At 64.3% G+C, this 21,972-nt stretch carries 19 protein-coding genes; 6 read left to right on the forward strand and 13 right to left on the reverse strand.

What is annotated here, in order from left to right; all coding sequences use genetic code 11:
* The first annotated feature begins 141 nt into the window (after positions 1 to 141).
* Positions 142 to 1,533 (forward strand): L-cystine transporter, encoded by a 1,392-nt coding sequence (locus tag ACIOAU_RS09605; RefSeq protein WP_101315415.1) that lies wholly within the window; start codon positions 142 to 144, stop codon positions 1,531 to 1,533.
* A gap of 33 nt (positions 1,534 to 1,566) precedes the next feature.
* Here ACIOAU_RS09605 and ACIOAU_RS09610 read toward each other — a convergent pair whose 3' ends face one another.
* Positions 1,567 to 2,082, reverse strand: coding sequence for a dihydrofolate reductase (locus ACIOAU_RS09610; RefSeq protein ID WP_220632896.1), 516 nt, complete (start codon positions 2,080 to 2,082; stop codon positions 1,567 to 1,569).
* Positions 2,083 to 2,136: 54 nt separating this feature from the next.
* Here ACIOAU_RS09610 and ACIOAU_RS09615 point away from each other — a divergent pair, with 54 nt between their 5' ends.
* A complete protein-coding gene (locus ACIOAU_RS09615) occupies positions 2,137 to 3,528 on the forward strand; it encodes a DUF2868 domain-containing protein (protein ID WP_178080738.1) in 1,392 nt (463 codons plus the stop codon).
* Positions 3,521 to 4,885 carry a GTPase/DUF3482 domain-containing protein gene (locus ACIOAU_RS09620; protein ID WP_401181587.1) on the forward strand — a complete coding sequence of 455 codons (1,365 nt, stop codon included), beginning with the start codon at positions 3,521 to 3,523 and terminating at the stop codon, positions 4,883 to 4,885. The genes ACIOAU_RS09615 and ACIOAU_RS09620 overlap by 8 nt, the downstream gene beginning before the upstream one ends.
* Position 4,886: 1 nt before the next feature.
* Here ACIOAU_RS09620 and ACIOAU_RS09625 read toward each other — a convergent pair whose 3' ends face one another.
* From ACIOAU_RS09625 to ACIOAU_RS09645, 5 genes are all read right to left on the reverse strand, one after another.
* Positions 4,887 to 5,912 (reverse strand): putative 2-aminoethylphosphonate ABC transporter substrate-binding protein, encoded by a 1,026-nt coding sequence (locus ACIOAU_RS09625; RefSeq protein WP_401181590.1) that lies wholly within the window; start codon positions 5,910 to 5,912, stop codon positions 4,887 to 4,889.
* A gap of 30 nt (positions 5,913 to 5,942) precedes the next feature.
* Positions 5,943 to 7,667: a putative 2-aminoethylphosphonate ABC transporter permease subunit gene (locus ACIOAU_RS09630; protein ID WP_401181593.1), complete on the reverse strand. Its 1,725-nt coding sequence runs from the start codon at positions 7,665 to 7,667 to the stop codon at positions 5,943 to 5,945.
* 1 nt (position 7,668) lies between these two features.
* Complete coding sequence (locus ACIOAU_RS09635) at positions 7,669 to 8,733, reverse strand: putative 2-aminoethylphosphonate ABC transporter ATP-binding protein (protein ID WP_101315404.1); 1,065 nt, start codon at positions 8,731 to 8,733, stop codon at positions 7,669 to 7,671.
* Positions 8,734 to 8,877: 144 nt separating this feature from the next.
* Positions 8,878 to 9,747 carry a LysR family transcriptional regulator gene (locus ACIOAU_RS09640; RefSeq protein ID WP_101315402.1) on the reverse strand — a complete coding sequence of 290 codons (870 nt, stop codon included), beginning with the start codon at positions 9,745 to 9,747 and terminating at the stop codon, positions 8,878 to 8,880.
* 9 nt (positions 9,748 to 9,756) lie between these two features.
* Complete coding sequence (locus ACIOAU_RS09645) at positions 9,757 to 12,030, reverse strand: heavy metal translocating P-type ATPase (protein WP_188035135.1); 2,274 nt, start codon at positions 12,028 to 12,030, stop codon at positions 9,757 to 9,759.
* A 134-nt stretch (positions 12,031 to 12,164) separates the two neighbouring features.
* On the opposite strand from ACIOAU_RS09645, the gene cadR reads away from it, so the two are divergent.
* Positions 12,165 to 12,608, forward strand: coding sequence for a cadmium resistance transcriptional regulator CadR (gene cadR / locus ACIOAU_RS09650; RefSeq protein ID WP_101315398.1), 444 nt, complete (start codon positions 12,165 to 12,167; stop codon positions 12,606 to 12,608).
* A gap of 42 nt (positions 12,609 to 12,650) precedes the next feature.
* Here the strand turns inward: cadR and ACIOAU_RS09655 are convergent, their stop codons facing one another.
* Genes ACIOAU_RS09655 through ACIOAU_RS09665 form a run of 3 tightly spaced genes read right to left on the reverse strand, consistent with a single transcriptional unit; the run spans position 12,651 to position 15,291 of the window.
* The gene (locus ACIOAU_RS09655; protein ID WP_401181598.1) at positions 12,651 to 13,622 is read right to left on the reverse strand and encodes a thymidylate synthase; all 972 of its coding nucleotides are present in this window, start codon (positions 13,620 to 13,622) and stop codon (positions 12,651 to 12,653) included.
* Positions 13,623 to 13,670: 48 nt separating this feature from the next.
* Positions 13,671 to 14,480, reverse strand: coding sequence for a prolipoprotein diacylglyceryl transferase (gene lgt / locus ACIOAU_RS09660; protein WP_101315394.1), 810 nt, complete (start codon positions 14,478 to 14,480; stop codon positions 13,671 to 13,673).
* Between the two features lie 28 nt (positions 14,481 to 14,508).
* Positions 14,509 to 15,291, reverse strand: a complete 783-nt coding sequence (locus tag ACIOAU_RS09665) for a sulfite exporter TauE/SafE family protein (protein WP_401181602.1) — start codon at positions 15,289 to 15,291, stop codon at positions 14,509 to 14,511.
* A gap of 131 nt (positions 15,292 to 15,422) precedes the next feature.
* Between ACIOAU_RS09665 and ACIOAU_RS09670 the strand changes: the two genes are divergently transcribed.
* Entirely contained in the window at positions 15,423 to 16,169 is a 747-nt protein-coding gene (locus ACIOAU_RS09670) for an NRDE family protein (RefSeq protein WP_220632891.1), read from the forward strand.
* A 23-nt stretch (positions 16,170 to 16,192) separates the two neighbouring features.
* On the opposite strand, the gene ptsP is transcribed toward ACIOAU_RS09670, so the two are convergent.
* From ptsP to ilvA, 4 genes are all read right to left on the reverse strand, one after another.
* Complete coding sequence (gene ptsP / locus ACIOAU_RS09675; RefSeq protein WP_150570401.1) at positions 16,193 to 18,472, reverse strand: phosphoenolpyruvate--protein phosphotransferase; 2,280 nt, start codon at positions 18,470 to 18,472, stop codon at positions 16,193 to 16,195.
* 22 nt (positions 18,473 to 18,494) lie between these two features.
* Entirely contained in the window at positions 18,495 to 18,974 is a 480-nt protein-coding gene (locus tag ACIOAU_RS09680; protein ID WP_101315386.1) for an RNA pyrophosphohydrolase, read from the reverse strand.
* Between the two features lie 126 nt (positions 18,975 to 19,100).
* On the reverse strand, positions 19,101 to 19,526 hold the full coding sequence (locus ACIOAU_RS09685; RefSeq protein ID WP_401181607.1) for a DUF2269 family protein: 426 nt from the start codon (positions 19,524 to 19,526) through the stop codon (positions 19,101 to 19,103).
* A gap of 91 nt (positions 19,527 to 19,617) precedes the next feature.
* Entirely contained in the window at positions 19,618 to 21,132 is a 1,515-nt protein-coding gene (gene ilvA / locus ACIOAU_RS09690) for a threonine ammonia-lyase, biosynthetic (protein WP_101315383.1), read from the reverse strand.
* A gap of 145 nt (positions 21,133 to 21,277) precedes the next feature.
* On the opposite strand from ilvA, the gene rpiA reads away from it, so the two are divergent.
* Positions 21,278 to 21,952, forward strand: a complete 675-nt coding sequence (gene rpiA, locus ACIOAU_RS09695) for a ribose-5-phosphate isomerase RpiA (protein ID WP_103435641.1) — start codon at positions 21,278 to 21,280, stop codon at positions 21,950 to 21,952.
* The last annotated feature ends 20 nt before the right edge of the window (positions 21,953 to 21,972 follow it).

Genomic DNA, 21,972 nt, shown 5'->3' on the forward strand with positions numbered 1-21,972 from the left:
GCGACGTCGAAGCCGTTGTTATTCCATACCGACCTAAGCACATTCCATTCAGATATAAATTCGTTTGTTTTCAAGCTGTTAGCATTTGAGTTCGCAATCGCGCCCAGACGCGACGCCCCCTTTTTCGATCCCGGAGCTGTAATGAACCTGCCGTTGTCACTTAATCTGCTGGCGTTTCTGGCCCTGCTGCTGGGCCTGGCGCAAACCCGCCGCACCGATTGGAGCCTGGCCAAGAAGGTCCTGCTCGGGTTGGTCATGGGCGTAGGGTTCGGCCTGGCCTTGCACACTGTTTACGGCGCAGGGCATCCGGTGCTCAAGGCCACCATCGGTTGGCTCGATCTGGTCGGTAACGGCTATGTCGGGCTGTTGCAGATGATCGTCATGCCGCTGATCTTTGCCTCGATCCTCAGCGCAGTAGCGCGCCTGCACAATGCTTCGGCGCTGGGCCGGATCAGTGTGCTGAGCATCGGCACATTGCTGCTAACCACTGCCATCGCTGCCTTGATTGGCGTATTGCTGACCAACCTGTTCGGCCTCAGCGCCGAGGGCCTGGTCGCGGGCATCCCCGAAGCGGCGCGGCTGCAGGCGATCCAGAGCGACTATGCCGGCAAGGTCGCCGATCTGAATATCCCGCAGCTGCTGCTGTCATTCGTGCCGAGCAACCCGGTTGCCGATCTGGCCAAGGCCAAGCCGACCTCGATCATCAGCGTGGTGATCTTCGCCGTGTTCGTTGGCCTGGCGGCACTGCAACTGATCAAGGATGACCGCGAAAAAGGTGAACGCGCGCTGTCGGCCATCGACACCCTGCAAGCCTGGGTCATGCGCCTGGTGCGGCTGGTGATGAAGCTGACCCCGTACGGCGTGCTAGCGTTGATGACCAAGGTGGTCGCCAGCTCGAACATCGAAGACATCCTCAAGCTGGGCAGCTTCGTGCTGGTGTCGTACCTCGGCCTGGGCCTGATGTTCGTGGTACATGGCCTGATCCTGGCCGCCACCGGAGTCAGCCCGCTGCGCTTCCTGCGCAAGGTCTGGCCGGTGCTGACTTTCGCCTTCACCAGCCGCTCCAGTGCGGCGAGCATTCCGCTCAATATCGAAGCGCAGACCCGGCGCCTGGGCGTGCCGCAGTCGATCGCCAGCTTCAGCGCATCGTTTGGCGCAACCATCGGCCAGAATGGCTGCGCCGGCCTCTATCCGGCCATGTTGGCGGTGATGGTGGCGCCAGCGGTGGGTATCGACACCTTCGATCCGCTGTGGATTGCCACCTTGATCGCGATTGTCACCTTGAGCTCGGCGGGTGTCGCAGGTGTGGGTGGCGGCGCGACCTTCGCTGCGCTGATCGTGCTGCCGGCGATGGGCCTGCCGGTCGAGCTGGTGGCGCTGTTGATCTCGGTCGAGCCGCTGATCGACATGGGCCGCACCGCGTTGAACGTGAATGGCTCGATGACCGCAGGCGTGGTCACCAGCCAGTTGCTCAAGAGTACCGACAAGGCCGTGCTGGACGATGACCAGCACGCCGAGCTGAGCCACACCTGAAACGCACAAGGGCCGCATCGCGGCCCTTGTCTATCAACGCTTGTTCCATACCTCGAAGTGGTAGCCAGGCTTGCCGTCTTCCGCTTGGGCTTCACTCGAATCCAGTGTCCACTGCTGCGCGTCGAACTCCGGGAACCACGCATCGCCCTGCGGCGACAGTTCGACCCGGGTCAGGTACATGCGGCTGACCAGCCCCTGCTCCAGCCCCAGCGCGTACAACTGCGCGCCGCCAATCAGCATCAGCTCATCGACGCCCTGCTCGTGCGCCCATTGCTCGGCACGGGCCAGCGCCTGCTCCAGCGAGGGGAACACCTCGGCGCCTTCCAGCTGCAAGCCAGGCTGGCGGCTGACGACGATGTTCAGCCGCCCTGGCAGCGGCCGGCCCAGCGAATCCCAGGTCTTGCGGCCCATGATGATCGGCTTGCCGAGGGTGGTGGCCTTGAAGTATTTGAAGTCCCCCGGCAGGTGCCAGGGCATGGAGTTGTCGATGCCGATCACGCGGTTGCTGGCGCAGGCCGCGATCAGGCTGAGGGGGAGAGATGTCTTCATGCCGACGAGGATAGCAAACCGCAGCTGGGTTAAGCTTGTGCCCTGACCTGTGCATTGGAAGACCTTGTGACTGCACCCACTCCACTCGACAAGCGCTGGCTCACCGAAGCGGTCCGCCTGCGCGAGGAACACGCCGGCCCTCTGGAAGATCAGGAAGCCAACCGCCGCGCCCGCCAGCAGGGCGGCGACCTTGCTGCGCGGATCGAAACCCGCGCCCTGTGGCTGGCCGAACGCGATGGCCTGGCCGAGGCGCTGCGCCACTGGAAACAAGGCGCACGGCTGGCCCTGCTGGCAATGATGATTCTGGCGGTAGTCAGCGGCGCCGGCCTCGGACTGGCCGCGCTTGGCGATGGTCAACGCCCGGTCAATGTGTTCTGGGCCCTGGGCAGCCTGCTCGGGCTCAACCTGCTGATGCTGATCGGCTGGGCAGGCGGCCTGCTGTTCGCCGGCGAGCAAGGGGCAACCCTCGGCCGGCTGTGGCTGTGGCTGAGCGAGCGCTTCGCCCGCGACGCCAAGGCCGCGCACCTGGCGCCGGCGCTGGTGGTGCTGCTGCAACGTAAGCGCCTCAACCGCTGGTTGCTCGGTGCCCTGGTGCATGGCCTGTGGCTGTTGGCGATGATTGCCGCCGTGGTCATGCTGCTGGCATTGCTGGCAACCCGCCGTTACGGCTTTGTCTGGGAAACTACCCTGCTCGCCGCCGAGCCGTTCATTACCCTGACCCATACCCTTGGCGCCCTGCCCTCGCTGCTCGGCTTTGCCGTGCCGGACGAAGCGATGATCCGCGCCAGCGGCGCGACCCTGCCGGCGCTGGATGTAGCGCGCCAGGCCTGGGCCAGCTGGTTGCTTGGGGTGGTACTGGTGTATGGCCTGCTGCCGCGCCTGCTGCTGGCGCTGCTGTGCCTGTGGCGCTGGCGCCAGGGCCGTAACCGCCTGCAACTGGACGTGAGCCTGCCCGGCTATGCGCACTTGCGCGAAGCGCTGATGCCTAGCAGCGAACGGCTGGGCGTGCAGGACGCAGCACCGCAATTACTGCCGGAGTTTCACGCCGGGCACCTGGACGCCAGCGCCAGCGGTGCAGTGCTGGTGGGCCTGGAACTGGATGATCAACGCCCCTGGCCGCCGGCGTTGCCGGCTGGAGTGAGCGACGCCGGCCTGCTCGACAGCCGCGAGTCGCGCAACAAGCTGCTTGAGCAACTCAGCCGCTTCCCCCCGGCCCGCCTGGCCATCGCCTGCGACCCACGCCGCTCTCCAGACCGCGGCAGCCTGGCGCTGCTCGCCGAACTGGCGCGCAACGCAGGCGCAACGCGGATCTGGCTGCTGCCGGCGCTTACCGGGCAGACCTTGGACAGCGCGCGCCTGAGCGACTGGCACGAAGCCCTCGACCGCCTCGGCCTGCCCTATGCCGACAGTGCCCCTTTGAACTGGTTGGAGCAAGGCCATGACTGAGCCGCTGAAACTGGCCGTGGTCGGCCACACCAATGTCGGCAAGACCTCGCTGCTGCGCACGCTGACCCGTGACGTCGGTTTCGGCGAAGTCTCGCATCGCCCCAGCACCACCCGCCACGTCGAAGGTGCGCGGCTGTCGGTGGATGGCGAGCCGTTGCTGGACCTGTTCGACACGCCAGGGTTGGAAGATGCCATCGCCCTGCTCGACTATCTCGAACGCCTGGAACGGCCCGGCGAACGGCTGGATGGCCCAGCCCGGCTCGAGCGCTTTCTGCAAGGCAGCGAAGCCCGTCAGCGTTTCGAACAGGAAGCCAAGGTGCTGCGCCAGTTGCTCGCCAGCAATGCCGGGCTGTACGTGATCGATGCCCGTGAGCCGGTATTGGCCAAATACCGTGATGAACTGGAAGTGCTGGCCAGCTGCGGGCGGCCGCTGCTGCCGGTGCTCAACTTTGTCGCCAGCAGCGAGCACCGCGAGCCGGAATGGCGCGAAGCCCTGGCACGGCTGGGCCTGCATGCACTGGTGCGGTTTGATAGCGTGGCCCCGCCAGAAGACGGCGAGCGCCGCCTGTATGAAAGCCTCGCGCTGTTGCTGGAAGAGTCACGTCCCGCCCTGCAACGGCTGATCGAGGATCAGCAGGCGCAGCGTCTGGCCCGCCAGCACAGCGCCAAGCGCCTGATCGCCGAACTGTTGCTCGATTGTGCCGCCTGCCGGCGTAGCGTCGAGACCCAACCGGCGGCCGAAGCGCAGGCGATCGAAGCCCTGCGCCAAGCAGTGCGCCAGCGCGAGCAACGCTGTGTCGAGGGGTTGCTCAAGCTGTATGCGTTCCGCCGCGAAGACGCCAGCGCAGGCGACTTGCCGTTGCTGGATGGGCGCTGGGGCGATGATCTGTTCAACCCGGAAACCTTGAAACTGCTTGGTGTGCGCCTGGGCAGCGGCGTTGCTGCCGGTGCAGCCGCGGGCGCCGGCGTTGATTTGCTGGTCGGCGGGCTGACCCTGGGCGCCGCTGCGCTGGCCGGGGCAATCGCTGGCGGCGCACTGCAAACCGCACGCAGCTACGGCTCGCGCTTGCTCGGCAAGCTCAAAGGCCAGCGGGAATTGACGGTGGATGACGCTGTGCTGCGGCTGCTGGCGTTGCGTCAGCAGCAGCTTCTCAAGGCCCTGGACAGCCGCGGCCATGCGGCGCAGCAGAGCATTCAGCTGCAGGCGGGGGAAGACAAGGCCTGGCGCGAGGGCAAGCTGCCCGAAGCCCTGCACAGGGCCCGGGCACACCCGCAGTGGTCGTCGCTCAACCCTGGCGCGAGGCTCAATCAGGCCGAGCGCCAGGAGCAACTGGAGCAGTTGCTCGAGCAGCTTTGAGTTACTGCTGGGCGACCTTCTCTGACTTGCCGTCGTAGCGCTTGCGCCACTCGGCAAGGATCTTGTCGCGGTTCTGCGAGGCCCAGGCAAAGTCGTTTTTGATCAGGCGCTGCTCATAGTCTGCCGGCAACTCGGTCTGCGGCTTGGCCATGCCGGGGGCAGCGAGCACGGCGAAGTTCTCCTTATACAGGTGCATCGCCGCAGGGCTGGCCGAGAAGTCTGCCAGGCGCTTGGCGGCAGCGGCCTTGGGCGTGCCCTTGATCACTGCAGTGGCTTCAATCTCCCAGCCCAGGCCCTCCTTGGGCAGGATGATGTCCAGCGGCGCACCCTGGCGTTTGAGCTGCACGGCCGGGTACTCGAAGGAAATGCCGATCGGGAATTCACCCGACGCGGCCAGCTTGCACGGCTTGGAGCCGGAGTGAACGTACTGGCCGATGTTCTGGTGCAGGCCGTCCATGTACGCCCAGCCCTGCGGCTCGCCAAAGGTCTGCAGCCAGGCGCTGACGTCGAGGAAGCCAGTGCCCGATGAGGCCGGGTTGGGCATGACGATCTTGCCCTTGTACTCAGGCTTGGTCAGGTCCTGCCAGCTGGCCGGCTTGCTCAGGCCCTGCTTTTCGGCCTCGACGGTGTTGAAGCAAATGGTCGCGGCCCATACATCCATGCCCACCCAGGCCGGCGGATTGGCCGCGTCGCGGTAGTTCTTCGAGATCGTCGCCAGGTCCTTCGGCGCATAGGCTTCGAGCATTTTCTGCTGGTCGAGGATGGCCAGGCTGGACGCCGCCAGGCCCCACACTGCATCAGCCTGCGGGCGGTCTTTCTCGGCCAGCAGCTTGGCGGTAATGATCCCGGTGGAGTCGCGCACCCACTTGATCTCGATGTCCGGGTTGGCCTTTTCGAAGGCCTGTTTGTAGGTCTTCAGCTGCTCGGCTTCGAGCGCGGTGTAGACCGTCAGCTGAGTCTCTGCGGCAGACACCTGCAGGCTGAAAATGGCGCTGACGGCAGCAGCAAGGGCAACTGGCTTGAACATGGTGCGGTTCCTTTCAGGGTGGGCAGGCAGTCAATGGCCGGGCGCGGATTGGCGCCAGGCCTGGGAGCGGCGCAGCAGGCCGCGCGAGGCGGCGGCCAGCAGCAACGAAGCGGTAGCACTGGTGAGCAGGATCAGCGTCGACATCGCCGCAGCGCCGCCAACATTGCCGGCATCGTCCATGTTCAACACCGCCACGGCGGCGAGGATGGTGTCTGGGCTGTAGAGGAAGATCGCCGCCGACACCGTGGTCATCGCCGAGACGAACAGGTAGCGGATGATGTCGAGCAAGGCCGGCAGGCAGATCGGCAGGCTGACCCGCAGAAAATGCCGGTACAGCGGCGCCTTGAGCGACAGCGCTGCGGCTTCGAATTCGCCGTCGAGCTGGCGCAGGGCGGTGGTTGCGGTCATCTGTGCGGTAGTTAGATAGTGAGCAATGGTGCACACCACCAGCAGGGTCATGCTGCCGTAGAACACGTGCAGCGGGTTGCTGGCGAGGTTGAAGAAGAAGACGTAACCCAGGCCCAGCACCAGCCCCGGCACCGCCATCGGAATGAAACTGAGCAGTCGCAGCGACTGGTTGAGCAGCCGTTGGCCCTGGGTTTTTTCCATCAGGTAGGCGCCGACGAAGATCACCAGACTGCCGATCAAGGCCGTGCACAGCGCCATGCTCACGCTGTTGCGATAGGCCAGCCAGCCACCGCCGGCGGTGTCTTCAAACAGGTAGTGCTTGACCGACAGCGACAAGTTGTAAGGCCAGAAGGTGACCAGCGACGAATACACCGCCATGCCCACCACCGCCAGCAGCACGCTGCACACCAGCACCACCACCGCGAGAAACACAGCATCACGGCGGCGCGACGGCTTGGGCTCGAACACCTGCGCCCGGCCACTCATGGCCTGGCCCTGGCGCCGGCGGAGCCAGGCATCGACAGCAAAACTGAACAGCGCCGGCAGCAGCAGGACCATGCCGATCAGTGCACCTCGGCCAAACTGCTGCTGCCCTACCACGGCTTTGTAGGCTTCCAGCGCCAGCACCTGATAGTCACCGCCCACCACCACTGGCACACCGAAGTCGGTGATGGTCAGGGTGAACACCAGGCAGAATGCGGCAAACACGGCCTGGCGGGTCGCCGGCCAAGTCACGCTGAAGAATGCCCGCACTGGTCCCGCGCCCATGCTCGAAGCCGCTTCGAACAGCCGAGCATCGGCCAGCGACAGCGCTGACAGCAGAATCATCAAGGCATGCGGGAAGGTATAGATGGCCTCACCGACAACGATGCCCCAGAAGCCGTAGATGTTGTCGTCGAGCAGGCTGCGCAGCAGGCCCTGGTTGCCGAACAGATAGACCAGCGCAATCGCCGGCAACATCGACGGGGCCAACAACGGCAGCAGGGAAATCCCCCGCCACAGTGGCTTGGCCGGGATCAAGGTGCGCTGCAGGGCGTAGGCAAACAGATACGCCAGCGGTATGACGATAGCGGCCACGGTGAAGGCAACTGCCAGGCTGTTACCGAGCAGCCAGTGGAAGTTGGCGCTGGTAAACAGCTCCCGTGCTGCCAGCAAGCCGCCGCCCTGGCCGGCGTCGCCGCTGAAGCCGCGCCAGAAGATCGCCAGCAGCGGCAGCAGCACTGCCACGATCAGCAGCACCAGCAGCAGGCTTTTGCCGCCGAGCACAAAGATCCGGTCGGCCAGCGCAACGCCGTTGCCTCGGTCCGCCGTGGCCAGGTTCAAGGGCATGGAGATTGGCCCGGCCATCTCAGGCAAACACCTGCAGGCTCTGCGGCGGCAGCGCCACCCAGATGTCCTGAGAACCAAGGCGCGGCATGGCCTCCGGCGCCAGCTCGGCAAGTAGGGTATGCCCCGGCAGAGTGTGCAGCTCAAAGGCCATGCGGCAACGGTTACCGAGGAAGGTGACTTCGCGCACCTTGGCCGGGAACAGGTTTTCTTCATGCACCAGCGGGTTGACCGTGATCGCCTCAGGGCGACAGAACAGCCTACCGCTGCTGGCCGCACCGGCATTGGCGGCCAGGCGCAGGTTCATCCCGCCGACCTGGGCGTGGCTGGCACTGTTGCGCTGGAACGGCAGCCAGTTGCCCTGGCCAACGAACTCGGCCACAAATGGCGTGGCCGGCCGGTCGTAGATCGCTTGCGGGGTGTCGTACTGTTCGACCTGGCCGTTGTTCATCACGGCTATGCGGTCGGCCATCAACATGGCTTCGTCCTGGTTGTGCGTGACCATCAGGGTGGTGATGCCGAGCTGGCGCTGCAGTTGGCGCAGCTCGCCACACAGGTGCTCACGTACCCGCGCATCCAGCGCCGACATCGGCTCGTCCAACAACAACAAAGACGGCGCCGGGGCCAGGGCGCGGGCTAACGCCACCCGCTGTTGCTGACCACCGGACAACTGGCCTGGATATTTCTTCTCGCTGCCGAGCAGGCCGACCAACTCAAGCATCTGCCCGACCCGCTGGCGCGCTTGGTCGCGGCTGCTGGTATTCAGACCGTAGGCTATGTTGGCCTCGACCGTGAGGTTGGGGAACAGCGCGTAGGACTGGAACAGGATGCCGTAGTCGCGGGCCTGCGGCGGCAGCTCGGAGATATCGCGCTCGCCTAGGTACAGCTCGCCACGGTCCTGCCGCTCGAGGCCGGCGATGCAACGCAGCAGGGTGGTCTTGCCGCAGCCGGACGGGCCGAGCAGGCACACCAGCTCGCCGGCACCGATATCCAGGGAAACGTTGTTCAGCGCAGCGAAGGCGCCGAAGCGTTTGTCGATACCGCGCACTTTTACCGGTGCGCCAGGGGTAGGGGTAGCGTGGGTCATGGCCAGGCCTCGTGATCAGATAGAGGCCATGCTAGGGAGGCAATGCGAAGGTTCTGTGGCGTTCAGGGCAAAGCTGGCGATAGTGCCATAGGCAGATTTGGGAGTGGCCGTGCTAGCGTTTGCGCAATGAGCCTGCCGCAGCACTTACAACTGAATACCTGATACTTCCTGCGCGACACCAAGAAACGCCGCTGGCAGGCGCGCCTGGCGCCGCTCCTTGAGGCAATACAGGTACTCGTGCATGACCGGTGCACCTTCCAGGGTGAGCACGGCCAGCTCGGGGTTATGCGGTACCTCATGGCGGGCGATGATGCTGATGCCGATGTTGCGCAGCACGGCCTCGCGGATCGACTCGCGGCTGCCGATCTCGAGCAAGGTGCCGACCTTGACCCCACGCCCGGCAAGCATCTGTTCGGTCATCAGCCGCGTGGTTGAACCCTGCTCGCGCATCAGCAGGCAATGACCGGCCAGGGCATCGATGGCCAGCGTCTGCCGTTGCGCCAACGGATGGCTACGGTGCACGGCCACCACCAGCGGGTCTGTACCCAGCACTCGCCGCACCAGCCGTGCATCCTCGACCAGTTGCGAGGATGCGGCGACGTCCACGCGATAGTCTTCGAGCATCTCCAGCACCTGTTGCGAGTTGCCGATTTCCACCGCTACGTCCACCTGCGGCAGGCGTTGGCGAAAAATTTTCACCAGGTCGAGAATGTAATACGGCGCGGTGGCGGCGATGCGCAGACTGCCCTGGGCCTGGCCGCTGTTGCGAAGCTCGAACTCGATGTCCGCTTCCTGCTGCAGCAAGGTCTTGACCATCGGTAGCAGGCGCGCACCGCTCTCGCTCAATACCAGCCGGCGCCCACCGCGGTAGAACAGCTCCACCGCGTAGTGGCTTTCCAGCTGGCGAATCTGCGTGGTCACCGTGGGCTGACTGAGCCCGAGCTTCTTCGCGGCCTGGGTGATGCTGCCCAGGCGGGCAACCATGTAGAAGGCCTTGAGCTCGGAACTCAGCATGCAGATCCCTTATTTGCGCAGCAGGCGCAGACCGTTGAACACCACCAGCAGGCTCACGCCCATGTCGGCGAAGACCGCCATCCACAGGGTGGCCATGCCGGTAAAGGTAACCACCAGGAAGATCGCCTTGATCCCCAACGCGAGGACGATGTTCTGGATGAGAATGGCCGCGCTGGCGCGGGAAAGCCTGACGAATGCCGGGATTTTGCGCAAGTCGTCGTCCATCAGGGCCACATCGGCGGTTTCAATCGCCGTGTCGGTTCCCGCTGCCGCCATGGCGAAGCCGATTTCAGCGCGGGCCAGTGCCGGTGCATCGTTGATGCCGTCGCCGACCATGCCGACCCGGTGCCCTTGGGCGTAGAGCGCTTCGATGGTCTTCAGCTTGTCGCTTGGCAGCAGGTTGCCCTCGGCTCGGTCGATACCTACCTGGGCAGCGATCGCTTGCGCGGTGTGCGGATTATCACCGGTCAGCATGACCGTTTTGATACCCAGCTCATGCAATTCGGCAATCGCCTGGCGGCTGCTGTCCTTGACCGTATCGGCTACGGCAAACAGCGCCAGCGGGCCGCTGCGATCGAGCAGCAGAACCACGGTCTTGCCTTGGCGCTCCAGCGTATCGAGCTGGGCTTCCAGTTGCGGCGAGCACAGGCCCAGCTCTTCGACCAGGCGATGGTTGCCCAGGTGGTACAGCTGGCCGTCGATCTCGCCACGCACACCGCGCCCGGACAGCGCGGCAAAGTTGCTGACGTCGCTCAACGGCAGTTGCTGCGCCTGGGCAAACTGCGCGATGGCCCGCGATACCGGGTGGTCGGAGCGCTCGCCGAGGCTGGCAGCCAGCGCCTGGGCGCGGTCTGCAAAGAGCGGATCAAGCGCGCTGAAATCGGTCTGCACCGGTTTGCCATGGGTGATCGTGCCGGTCTTGTCCAGGGCCAGGAAGTCCAGCTTGCGCCCGCCCTCCAGATACACCCCGCCCTTGATCAGAATGCCCTTGCGCGCTGCAGCGGCAAGGCCACTGACAATCGTCACCGGGGTCGAAATCACCAGTGCACATGGGCACGCCACTACCAGCAAGACCAGTGCGCGATAGATCCAGTCAAACCAGACGCCGCCCATCAGCAGCGGCGGCAGAATCGCCACGGCCAGGGCCAGGGCAAACACCACCGGGGTGTAGATGCGCGAGAACTGATCAACAAAGCGCTGGGTCGGCGCACGCGCGCCCTGCGCTTCTTCCACAGCCTTGATGATCCGCGCCAGGGTTGACTGGCCGGCAAGGGCAGTAACTTTGTACTCCAGCGCGCCTTCCTGGTTGATGGTGCCAGCGAACAGCTTGTCGCCGACAACCTTCTCCACGGGCAGGCTTTCGCCGGTGATCGGCGCCTGATCGACACTCGATTGCCCGCTGAGCACTTCCCCGTCGAGGCCGATGCGCTCGCCAGGACGCACCCGCACCGACGCACCGAGCGCTACCCCACGCACTTCCACCTCAAGCCACTGGCCATCGGCCTGCTGCACAGTGGCCATGTCCGGGGTCAGCTGCATCAAGCCGCCGATGGCGTTGCGCGCGCGGTCCAGCGAACGCGCTTCGATCAACTCGGCAACGGTGAACAGCACCATCACCATCGCCGCCTCGGGCCATTGGCCGATCAATACGGCGCCGGTCACCGCGATGCTCATCAGCGCATTGATGTTGAGGTTGCGGTTTTTCAGGGCGATCCAGCCCTTTTTGTAGGTGCCCAGACCACAGCCAAGAATGGCTGCCAAGGCCAGCAAGGCCACCACCCACTCCGGCGCCAGCGCGCTGAAGTGCACGATTTCGGCGGCAATCGCCGCCACTGCCGACAGTGCCAGCGGCCACCAGCGGGTCTTGGCGGCAGGCGCAGCTGTGCTGTCTTCATCGTCAGTCAGCGGCTCGGCGCGCATGCCCAGGCTGTCGATCGCCCGCTCGATTGCGTCCGTGCCTTGCAGCGTATGCCGCACGCCGAGCACACGGTTGATCAGGTTGAATTCAAGCTGCTCGATACCGGCCATCTTGCCCAGCTTGTCCTGGATCAGACCTTGCTCGGTCGGGCAGTCCATGGCCTGGATGCGAAAACGGCTGAGCTGCGCATCGCTGCTGGCCTGCTCGGTCAGTTGCACCAGCGCAGGCGCAGGCTCGCCGCCACAGCAGCTGTGGGCCTTGGTGTCTTGGCAAGCGCTCTTGGCGGCATGCGCATGCTGGTGCTCATGGCCGTGGTCATGGGCGTCATGGTCATGCGCGTGGTCATGGCTGACAGGCTGGTTCATGGAGTCGTCCTTAGCTGATGCGCCGATCCCTTGAGCAGGCTTTGCGCGGCAAAGACGCTCGGTTACAGGGTAGTTATTGCCAAGTGAACACCCTGTAGCCACTATAGGGTCAAGCCATCTGCAGAGGATTCGTGATGAAAATCGGGGAATTGGCCAAAGCCACTGACTGCGCCGTCGAGACCATCCGCTACTACGAGCGCGAGCAACTGCTGCCCGAGCCCGCCCGCAGTGACGGCAACTACCGGCTGTACACCCAGGCCCACGTCGAGCGCCTGACCTTCATCCGCAACTGCCGTACGCTGGACATGACCCTGGACGAGATCCGCAGCCTGCTGCGCCTGCGCGACAGCCCGGAGGGCCAATGCGGCAGCGTCAACGCGCTGATCGACGAGCACATCGACCACGTCCAGGCCCGCATCGACGGCCTGCTGGCACTGCAGGAGCAACTGGTGGAATTGCGCCAACGCTGCACCGCACCCGGGGCGGAATGCGCGATTCTGCAGCAGTTGGAGGTGAATGGTGCGGTGTCAGTGCCAGAGACCGAGCACTCGCATGTGGGCAGGAGTCATGGGCATTGATCAGGAATATCGCGGGGCACCTGACCCCGCGACCAATCCGAATCACACCGCCATCGGCGCCGTCAGCGGCGGGTGATGCTCGTAGCCTTCCAGGCTGAAGTCGCTCGGCTCGATCTTCTCCAGCCACTCCGGCTCGTACACCCCGGTCTTGGCAAACTCAGGCACGCGGTCGCTGATCACCAGTTTGGGTGCCGGCAATGGCTCGCGGGTGAACTGCTCGTTGAGCATGTCCAGGTGGTTCTCGTACACATGGGCGTCGCCGATGAAGTAGGTGAACCAGCGCGGGGTGTAGCCGGTCAGGCGGCCGAACAGCGACAGCAGCGCAGCGCCTTCGGTGAGGTTGAATGGCGTGCCCAGGCCGAGGTCATTGGAACGGATGTAGAGGGTCAGGGAGATTTCCCTGGTCTCGACATTGGGGTGGAACTGGTACAGCAGGTGGCACGGCGGCAGGGCCATTTCGTCGAGCTGGGCGCAGTTCCAGCCGTGGAACAGGATGCGCCGGCTGCCCGGGTCGTTGGCGATGGTATCGAGGCACTGACGCACCTGATCGATGGCCTTGTAGAGGATGACGAACGCCTGGCCGTCTTCTTCGTCCTGGGCGATCTGGCGGAAGCCTTGTTGCTCGGCCATGGCGATCGCTGCCGGGTTGCTCAGCGGCACGCGCTTGTAGCCTGGCCACTGGCGCCATTGCACGCCGTAGATTTCGCCAAGGTCGTCATGCCCCTGACGGAACGGGTTGGCCAGCCACTGGGCGTTTTCGTTGGCGTTCTGGTCCCAGACCTTGCAGCCCAGCTCGCGGAACTCGCCGGCGTTTTTCACCCCGCGCAGAAAACCGACCATCTCGCCGATGGCCGACTTGAACGCCAGGCGGCGGGTGGTCACGGCCGGGAAGCCTTTCTGCAGGTCGAAGCGCAGCATGGCGCCGGGCAGGCTGATGGTGTGCACGCCGGTGCGGTTGCTCTGCAGGGTGCCGTTGTCGATGACGTCGCGGACCAGATCTAGATACTGTTTCATGACTTACCTGTAACGAGAACGGCAGGGGGATCGCCCCTGCCGTGAAAATCAGACCGCGGCGTTGGCCGTGGGTTTGCGGTTGTAGGCCAGCCAGATCAGCACGATGCCGCCAATGATCATCGGCAGGCAGAGCAACTGGCCCATGGTCAACCAGCCAAAGGCGATGTAGCCAAGCTGGGCATCAGGCACACGCACGAACTCGACGATGAAGCGGAAGATGCCATAGAACAGCGCGAACATGCCCGACACGGCCATGGTCGGGCGCGGCTTGCGCGAGTACAGCCAAAGGATCAGGAATAATGCCACACCTTCGAGGGCAAACTGATACAGCTGCGACGGGTGACGCGGCAGTTGCGCCGGGTCGCTGAACGGCGGGAAGACCATCGCCCACGGCACGTCGGTCGCCTTGCCCCACAACTCGGCGTTGATGAAGTTGCCGATGCGCCCGGCACCCAGGCCAATCGGCACCAGCGGCGCTACGAAGTCCATCAGCTCGAAGAACGACTTGTTGTTGCGCTTGCCGAACCACAGCGCGGCCAGCATCACGCCGATAAAGCCGCCGTGGAACGACATGCCGCCCTTCCACACTTCGAATATCAGCGTCGGGTTGGCCAGGTAGGCGTGCAGGTCATAGAACAGTACATAGCCCAGGCGTCCGCCGACGATTACCCCCATCGACAGCCAGAACACCAGGTCAGAGAGCTTCTCGCGGCTCCAGGTCGGGTCGAAGCGGTTCAGCCGGCGCGAGGCCAGCAGCCAGGCACCGCCGATGCCGATCAGGTACATCAGGCCGTACCAATGGATTTTCAGCGGCCCGATGGCCAGGGCCACGGGGTCGATCTGCGGGTAAGGCAGCATGGTGATTCCTCTCGATCAAATCAGGCAGCTAAATCAAAAAACTCAGGCCGACGCAGAACAGCAACGCGGCGAACAGACGTTTGAGCAGGCGCGGCGACAGCTTGTGCGCCAGGCGCGCGCCATAACGGGCAAAAAACATGCTGGTCAGGGCAATGCCAAGCAGTGCCGGCAGGTACACGTAACCCAGGCTGTGCGGCGGCAGGTGGTTGTCGTCCCAGCCCAGCAGCATGAAGCTGAGGGCGCTGGCCAGGGCGATGGGCAAGCCGCAGGCAGATGAGGTCGCCACCGCCTGCTGCATCGGCAGGCTGCGCCAGGTCAGGAACGGCACGGTCAGCGAGCCGCCACCGATGCCAAAGATTGCCGAGGCCCAACCGATTACCACGCCGGCAACCGACAACCCAGGCTTGCCAGGGATGCCACGGCTGGCCTTGGGTTTGAGGTCGAGGGCCATCTGCGCGGCGACCACCAGGGCAAACACGCCGATGATCTTCTGCAGCATCGGGCCCTGGATCAACGAAGCGGTTTTGGCGCCGATACCCGCACCGATCAGGATGCCAACGGTCATCCAGACAAAGATCGACCATTGCACCGCGCCTTTGCGCTGGTGCTCACGCACGGCGTTGATCGATGTGAAGATGATGGTCGCCAGCGAGGTGCCGACGGCCAGGTGGGTCAGCACCGAGGGCTCGAAGCCCTGCAAGGTGAAGCTGAACACCAGCACCGGCACGATGATGATCCCGCCGCCCACGCCGAATAGCCCGGCCAGGACGCCGGCGCAGGCGCCCAGTAGCAGGTAGAGTACGAACTCCATTCGTCGACCCCATGACAATTCAGTCCGGCATGGTAACGGAAGCTGGCCTTGTGGCTCTAGTGAAGTCTGTGTCAGCTGATGGCCAGTGCTCGATGCAGTGGGTAGAGTGAGCAAAAACCAGAGGCTACGCCATGTGCCTGATCGTATTTGCCTGGCGGCCGGGGCATGCCCTGCCGCTGATCGTTGCGGCCAATCGTGACGAGTTCTATGCCCGCCCCAGTCAGGCGCTGGGCGCGTGGGACGACGCACCGGGGGTGTACGCCGGGCGCGACCTCGAGGCCGGCGGCAGTTGGCTGGGAATTGGTCCGAACCGGCGCTTCGCGGCGCTGACCAATATCCGTGACCCGCGCCAGCCACAAGGCCTGCGCTCTCGCGGTGAACTGGTGGCTGGTTACCTGCGCGGCGAGCTCGGCGTTGAGCAATACCTTGAGCAGGTGGCTAGCCGCAGCAGCGAGTACTCAGGCTTCAATCTGTTGATTGGCGACGAGCAGCAGCTGGGCTACCTGCACGCCTCTGACGCAGCGCCGCAATTGCTTGAGCCGGGCGTCTACGGGCTGTCCAATGCAAGGCTGGATACGCCGTGGCCGAAGCTGGTGCAGACCCGCCAAGGCCTGCGCGAGCTGCTCGACGAGGCCGACCCGCAGCGGCTGCTGGGTTTGCTTGGCAACGCTCAGCCTGCGCTGGACGCCGATTTGCCGGACACCGGTGTCGGCCTGGCCACCGAGCGGCTGCTGTCGAGCGCATTCATTGCCAGCCAGAACTACGGCACCCGCGCCAGCACGGTGCTGCTTGTGCACAAGTCGGGGCAGCGGCGCATGCTCGAACGCAGCTTTGGTCCCTACGGCGGGCATCTGGGTGAGGTCGAGCTGGCGGTCTGAGCAGAGCCACCAGCATCCTTGGCTTAGAGGGTCTTGTTTGCGCCAGGCCCGATCATCCGCGCCAGGCCGAGGTTCTTCAGCGCCAGCTGCAGCGAGCTGTGGATAACTTGCGGGTTGTCGTGGCTCATGGCGTCGGCCAGCAGTTCCTTGGCCTTGCTCATGTTGACCTGACGCAGCATCCACTTGACCTTGGGCAGGTTGGTGGCGTTCATCGACAGGCTGTCAAAGCCCATCGCCATCAGCAGGATCGCTGCCGCCGGGTCACCGGCCATCTCGCCGCAGATACTCACCGGCTTGCCTTCGGCATGGGCATCGCGCACCACGGTTTGCACGGCTTGCAGCACTGCCGGGTGCAGGTAGTCATACAGGTCGGCAACCCGCGGGTTGTTGCGGTCGACCGCCAGCAGATACTGGGTCAGGTCGTTGGAGCCAACCGAGAGGAAGTCGACCTGACGCGCCAGCTCTTTGGTCTGGTACACCGCTGCCGGGATTTCGACCATCACCCCCACCGGCGGCATCGGTACGTCGGTGCCTTCGTCGCGCACCTCGCCCCAGGCACGGTGGATCAGGTGCAGGGCTTCTTCCAGCTCATGGATGCCGGAGATCATCGGCAACAGGATGCGCAGGTTATTCAAGCCTTCGCTGGCCTTGAGCATGGCGCGGGTTTGCACCAGGAAGATTTCCGGGTGGTCGAGGGTGACGCGAATGCCGCGCCAGCCGAGAAACGGGTTTTCTTCCTTGATCGGGAAGTACGACAGCGCCTTGTCACCGCCAATGTCCAGGGTGCGCATGGTCACCGGCAGCGGGTGGAAGGCAGCGAGCTGCTCGCGGTAGATCGCCAGCTGTTCCTTTTCGCTGGGGAAGCGCTGCTGGATCATGAACGGCACTTCGGTGCGGTACAGGCCAACCCCTTCGGCGCCGCGTTGCTGCGCCCGGGCCACGTCGGCGAGCAGGCCGGTGTTGACCCACAGCGGCATGCGATGGCCGTCCGGGGTTACGCAGGGCAGCTCGCGCAGTGCGTCCAGGCCTTTGGCCAGTTCGCGCTCTTCTTCGACGACTTCCTTGTACTGCTTGCGCAGCACATCGCTGGGGTTGGTGAAGACTTCGCCCTTGTAGCCGTCGACGATCATTTCGATGCCGTCGACCTTGGAGTACGGCAGGTCGACCAGGCCCATCACCGTCGGGATACCCATCGCCCGGGCCAGAATGGCCACATGCGAGTTACCCGAGCCAAGCACCGAAACCAGACCGGCAAGCTTGCCCTCCGGCACCTCGCCAAGCATCGCGGGCGTCAGCTCTTCACTGACCAGAATGGTGTTTTCGGCGTAGACCAGGGTCTGCGAACGGGCTTCCTGCAAGTAAGCCAACAGCCGCCGGCCAAGGTCCTTGACGTCGGAGGCGCGCTCGCGCAGGTAGTCGTCGTCCATCAGCTCGAAGCGGTTGACGTGCTCGCCGACCACCTGACGCAAGGCGCCCTGGGCCCACTGGCCGGTCTTGATCACTTCGACCACTTCGCCACCAAGGGCAGCGTCTTCGAGCATCATCAGGTAGACGTCGAACAGCGCCCGTTCTTCCGGGCGCAGCTGGGTGGCAAGCTTGGCCGACAGCTTGCGCATGTCGGCGCGCACGCCTTCGAGGGCGTTGTTGAACAGTTTCAGTTCGGCGTCGATGTCATCGACGGTCTTGTCCGGCACCACTTCCAGATCGGCGGGCGGCAGCATCACCACCGCGCGGCCTACCGCAGCGCCAGGCGAACCCGGTACGCCGACGAAGCGCGCCTCTTGAATGCCTTTGCCCTGCCGGCCCAAGCCACGGATCGAACCGGTCGCTTCGGCGTGGGCGATAACCCCGGCCAGCTGCGCGCTCATGGTTACCAGGAAGGCTTCTTCGCCCTCGTCGAACTGGCGCCGCTCCTTTTGCTGGATGACCAGCACCCCAACCACTCGACGGTGGTGGATGATCGGCGCGCCGAGAAACGACGCGTAGCGCTCTTCACCGGTTTCGGCAAAGTAGCGATAACGCGGGTGATCGGCGGCGTTTTCCAGGTTCAGCGGCTCTTCCCGGGTACCGACCAGGCCAACCAGGCCTTCGTTGGGGGCCATGCTGACCTTGCCGATCGAGCGTTTGTTGAGGCCTTCGGAGGCCATCAGCACGAACCGGTTGGTTTCCGGGTCAAGCAAGTAAACCGAGCAGACATGGCTGCCCATGGCTTCCTTGACGCGCAAGACAATGATCCCCAACGCCGTCTTGAGATCTTTGGCGGAGTTCACTTCCTGGACGATCTTGCGCAGCGTATTGAGCATGGCTCGGGGTCGAACTCCGTCGTCAGTCGCGCGTCAGCAGGCGCGGGGCTAGCTCTTTCAGGGCGCGGCGGTAAACCTCGCGCTTGAATGTCACGACCTGGCCCAGCGGATACCAATAGCTGACCCAGCGCCAGCCGTCGAATTCCGGTTTGCCGGTCAGGTCCATACGCACCCGTTGCTCGTTGCTCACCAGGCGTAGCAGGAACCACTTCTGTTTCTGGCCGATACACAATGGCTGGCTGTGTGTGCGCACCAGCCGCTGGGGTAGACGATAACGCAACCAGCCGCGGGTGCAGGCAAGAATTTGCACATCGTCACGCTCCAGGCCGACTTCTTCATTCAGCTCGCGGTACAGGGCATCTTCCGGCGTCTCATCAGGGTTGATACCGCCCTGGGGAAATTGCCAGGCATCCTGGTTGATCCGTCGAGCCCAAAGCACCTGTCCAGCATCATTGGTGAGAATGATACCGACGTTGGGGCGAAATCCATCCGGGTCGATCACGGCAGCAACCTCGAAAACGCATATTGCCGCATTGTTCCACAAAGCTCACAAGCGCAGCAACGCGCCTGCCGTGCTTATGTGCAGCCAGGTGAAATTCCCTGTGAAATGGGGCTGTTGCGGGCTGCCTCAGACCGGCTTGGCGCCCATCAGGCCCGCAATCGAGACAAAGCACACCGCACTGAACACGGCCAGTGCCAAGGTCAGGCGCAGGCTGCCAGGCTCAGCCCGGCGCAAGCGGTTGAGGCGGATCAGCAGCCACCACACACTCAGCGCACCGACGGTGTAGATCACGCTCGAGACCAACAGCCAGGTCTGCCCCAGCGGCCAGCCGACCAGGTGCACCAGCCACCAACCGGTGAATGGCATGCTCACCAGGCACACGCCGAGCAACAGCCAGACAAACAGCAGGGGGCGGCTCAGCAACTGGCTATAGACCGCAGCATCGCTGCGCTGGCGCAGCCGCCAGGTGTAGATGGCCAGGCCCAGGGCGCAGGCGAGCAACAGCACGGTGGCGACAACGTGCACGGTCTTCAGGGTAGTCAGGTATTCCATGTGCAGATCCTTGGGTTGCGCGTGCGGGCCTTGGCGCGGCTGGCTGATACAGCACCGCGCCGAGAAGCCTCTCGAGGTCTAGCTTAGCCCCTCAACCCAAAAACAGCCGGTAGGCCGGGTTTTCGCTTTCATCCCAGTACGGGTAGCCGATCTTGGCCAACGCTGCCGGCACCAGATGACGCTCGTCTTCGGGCACCTGCAAGCCGGCCACCACGCGCCCGTCTGCGGCGCCATGGTTGCGGTAGTGGAACATGGAGATATTCCAGCGCCCGCCCAGCTTGGTCAGGAAGTTGAACAGCGCCCCCGGCCGTTCGGGGAATTCGAAGCGCAGCACGATCTCGTCGTGGGCCCGCGCCGAATGGCCGCCGACCATATGGCGAATGTGCAGCTTGGCCAGTTCGTTGTCGGTCAGGTCGATAACCGGGAAGCCTTGCTCGATCAACTGCTGCACCAGCGCGGCGCGCGGATCGGTATCGGGATGGGTCTGCACGCCGACAAAGATGTGCGCCTCGTCCGAGGTGTGCTTGCGGTAGTTGAATTCGGTTATCTGGCGCTTGCCGATGGCCTCGCAGAAGGCCTTGAAGCTGCCCGGCCGCTCGGGGATGGTCACGGCGATGATCGCTTCGCGCTTCTCGCCCAGCTCGGCGCGCTCGGCCACGTGGCGCAGGCGGTCGAAGTTGACGTTGGCGCCGGAGTCGATGGCGACCAGTGTGTGACCACTGACACCGCTCATTTCCACGTACTTCTTGATCCCGGCAACGCCTAAAGCGCCGGCAGGCTCGGTTATCGAGCGGGTATCGTCGTAGATATCCTTGATCGCCGCGCAAATTTCATCGGTACTGACCGTGATCACCTCGTCCACGTGCAGCTTGCAGATATCAAAGGTGTGCTGGCCGATCTGCGCGACCGCAACGCCATCGGCGAACAGCCCGACTTGCGGCAGCACTACTCGCTCGCCAGCGGCCATGGCCGCCTGCAGGCAGTTGGAGTCGTCCGGCTCGACGCCGATCACCTTGATTTCCGGGCGCAGATATTTGACGTAGGCAGCGATGCCGGCAATCAAACCGCCGCCGCCGACCGGCACAAAGATCGCGTCGAGGCGGCCCGGGTGCTGGCGCAGAATTTCCATGGCCACGGTGCCTTGGCCGGCGATGGTATGCGGGTCATCGTAGGGGTGGATATAGACGAAGCCCTTTTCATCCACCAGCTTGAGCGAATAGGCCAGCGCCTCGGGGAACGAGTCGCCGTGCAGGACGACCTTGCCGCCACGCGAGCGCACGCCTTCGATCTTGATTTCCGGGGTGGTCTTGGGCATCACGATGGTGGCTTTGATGCCCAGCTCGCGCGCAGCCAGGGCCAGGCCCTGGGCATGGTTGCCGGCGGAGGCAGTGACCACGCCACGGGCCAGCTCTTCGGCAGTCAATTGCGCCAGCTTGTTGTACGCCCCGCGGATCTTGAACGAGAACACCGGCTGCAGGTCTTCACGTTTGAGCAGCACTTGATTGTTCAGGCGCTTGCTCAACTGGCCGGCACTGTGCAGCGGCGTTTCGACGGCAACGTCGTACACGCGCGAGGTGAGGATCATCTTGACGTACTGTTCGAGCATCGGGAAAGCATCACTGGCCGCGGGACAAGGCCTGCGAGTCTACCCCAGCGCCACGTCGGCGGACCACAGCAAAGCCGAGGTTTTGCCGGCACTTGCCGCTATACTGTGCGCCTCTCGAAACTCCCCAGCCCCACTCGGAGCCCGCATGACCCAGGACCAACTGAAACAGGCCGTCGCCCAGGCCGCTGTCGATCTCATTCTGCCCAAGCTGGACGACAAGAGCGTCGTTGGCGTCGGCACCGGTTCGACTGCCAACTTTTTCATCGACGCCCTGGCTCAGCACAAAGGCGCCTTCGATGGCGCGGTCGCCAGCTCCGAGGCCACTGCCCAGCGCCTCAAGGGCCATGGCATTCCGGTGTACGAGCTGAACAGCGTCAGCGAGCTGGAGTTCTACGTGGACGGCGCCGACGAGAGCGACGCGCACCTGAACCTGATCAAGGGCGGCGGCGCCGCACTGACCCGCGAGAAGATCGTCGCCGCCGTGGCCAAGACCTTCATCTGCATCGCCGACGGCAGCAAGCTGGTGCCGGTGCTAGGCGAGTTCCCGCTGCCGGTCGAAGTGATTCCGATGGCGCGCAGCCACGTTGCCCGCGAGCTGGTCAAGCTGGGCGGCGACCCGGTCTACCGCGAAGGCGTGCTGACCGATAACGGCAACGTGATTCTGGATGTGCATAACATGCAGATCACCAACCCGGTCGAGCTCGAGCGGCAGATCAACGCCATCGTCGGCGTGGTCACCAACGGCCTGTTCGCCGCGCGCCCGGCCGATGTGCTGCTGCTCGGCACCGCCGAAGGGGTCAAGACTCTCACCGCCGAGTAAACAGCGACGCGCCCACGGCC

The organism is Pseudomonas sp. NPDC088322, from assembly GCF_044740745.1.
In the GTDB taxonomy this organism is placed as follows: Bacteria; Pseudomonadota; Gammaproteobacteria; order Pseudomonadales; family Pseudomonadaceae; genus Aquipseudomonas; species Aquipseudomonas shirazensis.